Genomic DNA, 2,422 nt, shown 5'->3' with positions numbered 1-2,422 from the left:
CCGGCGCCCGCCGGAGGGCCGCTGGGCCGCCGCGTCGTGGCCGGTGTCCTGGGCGTCCCGCGCCGCGGCGGGCCCGGCGAGTTCCACCTCGGCGGCCGGTACGGCCCCCGCGCCGCCGCCGATCGGCACCTCCAGGACGAAGGCGCTGCCGCTCATCCCGGGCACCTCGTGGGTCTGCAGCACACCTCCGTGCGCCCGCACGATGCCCCGCACGATCGGCTCGTGCACGGGGTCGCCGCCGCTGTAGGGGCCGCGGACCTCGATGCGGACGACCTCGCCGCGCTGGGCCGCCGCGACCACCACGGTGTTGTCCAGGTAACCGCCCGCCGACACGGGCGTGTTGCCGGTCGCGTCGACCCCGGCCACGTCCGCGACGAGATGCGCGAGGGCGGTGGCGAGCAGGCGGGGATCGACCTCCGCCTCGATGCGCGGCGCGTGCACGGCGAACTGCACCCGCCCGGGGCCGATGAGTTCCACCGCCCCGTCCACCCCGGACGCGACGACGGCGTCCAGCATCACCTTGGTGCGGGCGACCTGCTCGGCCCCGATGTCGAGCCGCTGGTAGCCCAGGACGTTGTCGATGAGGGTGGTGATGCGGGCGTAGCCGGCCGACAGGTGGTGCAGCACCTGGTTGGCCTCGGGCCACAACTGTCCGGCGTCGTCGGCGGCCAGGGCGGAGAGCTCGCGGCGCAGCTCGTCCAGGGGGCCGCGGAGCGACTGCCCGAGCAGGGTGAGCAGCTGGTCGTGCCGGGCGGTGAGCGCCTCGTAGCGGTCCTTCTCCCGCTCGCCGAGGGCGGCGTACCGCTCCTCGTTCGCGGCGAGTTCCTCGGCGTGCCGCTCGGTCAGCTCCTCCAGCTCGGCGACGTGGCTCTGGCGCAGGGCGGTCAGCTCGGAGGCGTGTTCCTCGGCGAGCCGCTCCAGCTCCTCCGCGTGCCGCTGCGCCTCGTCCTCCTTCTCCTTGACGAGCGCGTCGTAGGAGCGCCGGTCGGTGAAGGTCATCACCGCGCCGACGAGCTGGTCGCCGTCCCGCACGGGGGCGGTCGTCAGGTCGACCGGCAGCTTGTCGCCGTTCTTGGCGTAGAGGACCTGCCCGCGCACCCGGTGCTTGCGCCCGGAACGCAGGGTGTCGGCCAGCGGGGACTCGTCGTACGGGAAGGGGGAGCCGTCGGCGCGGGAGTGCAGGACGAGGGTGTGCAGCTCGCGTCCGCCGAGGTCGCTGGCCCGGTAGCCGAGTATCTGGGCGGCGGCCGGGTTGACCAGGACGATGCGTCCGTCGGTGTCGGTGCCGACGACGCCCTCGGAGGCGGCGCGCAGGATCATCTCGGTCTGCCGTTGCGAGCGCGCCAGCTCGGCCTCGGTGTCCACGGTGCCGGACAGGTCGCGGACGACGAGCATCAGCAGTTCGTCGCCGGTGTAGCCGTAATTGTCGTAGGCCTGCTGGCCGGTCTCCAGGTTGGCGCTGGTGACCTCGACGGGGAACTCGGAGCCGTCGGTGCGGCGGGCGGTCATCCGGGTCGGCTTGGTGCGGGCCCGCGGGTCGATGTGGTCCGGGCGGCGCATGGAACCGGGGATGAGCTTGGAGTCGAACTCCGGCAGCAGGTCCAGCAGTCCGCGCCCCACCAGCGCCGTGCCCGGCGTCTCGAAGGCCTCCAGGGCGATGGTGTTGGCGTTGACGACCGTCCCGTTGGCGTTGACCAGCACGAGGGCGTCGGGAAGCGCGTCGAGTATGGCTGCGAGGCGAGCAGCGCCTCGGGATGGCCTGCTGCTCACGAGACGCTTCCTCCCTGTTACCGCGATGTGCCGACCGCTCGGGCCATCTTGCCAACCTGCCCGCAGCGTGTCACGCGAGGGAGTCTAAGGGCTGGGGTTGCGGCCGCGGCGCCGGATGAGAGGGAGGTCGCACGACGAAGTGACGGCGATCCGATGTCCGGATCGCGCAGAACACGTGACGGCCTGCGGCGACACGGCCTCCGCCGCCACCGGCCCTTTACGTACCGTGCGCCCCGGTTTCCGGGCTTCGTTACGAAGGTGTCGCCGAACCCACCGCCGGCAACAGCGGGACCAGCGCGTCCCAGCGGTCGATCGCGCACCCGTTCCTGCGGTCGTACGTGGCGTCGACGGGGCGCCCGGCCCAGGTGCCGGTGACGTGGGCGGTGGCCGGGCCTCCGTACTGCATGGTGCAGATCGCGTCCCGCTGCGGCGGGGCGAAGGTGTCCTGCCCCCACCGGGTGTTCCGCTCGACGGCGGCGCAGGCTCCCTCGGGGTCGGGGTGGCTGCCGCGGCCGGGCCGGCAGGTGACCTCGTACGTGCCGTCGAGGCCCTCGCCCGCGTCGCGGACGGTGACGGTGAGGCGGTCGCCCTCCTGCGCGGACGCGGCGGGCGGTGCCGCGGACAGCGTGGCGAGCGCGGCGGCGGAGACGGC

General features: G+C 73.8%; 2 protein-coding genes. Both read right to left on the bottom strand.

Going from position 1 to position 2,422, the window contains the following annotated elements; translation table 11 throughout:
* The coding region (locus G3I53_RS28120; RefSeq protein WP_343240702.1) for a PAS domain-containing protein at positions 1-1,770 on the bottom strand (1,770 nt) is incomplete at its 3' end.
* Positions 1,771-2,020: 250 nt separating this feature from the next.
* The coding region (locus G3I53_RS28115; protein WP_164438912.1) for an SSI family serine proteinase inhibitor at positions 2,021-2,422 on the bottom strand (402 nt) is incomplete at its 5' end.

Origin of the sequence: Streptomyces sp. SID14436 (genome assembly GCF_010548465.1) — a bacterium.
Lineage (GTDB): Bacteria > Actinomycetota > Actinomycetes > Streptomycetales > Streptomycetaceae > Streptomyces.
Note: the sequence above shows the minus strand (reverse complement) of the source record. Positions and strands in the feature narration are given on the sequence as shown.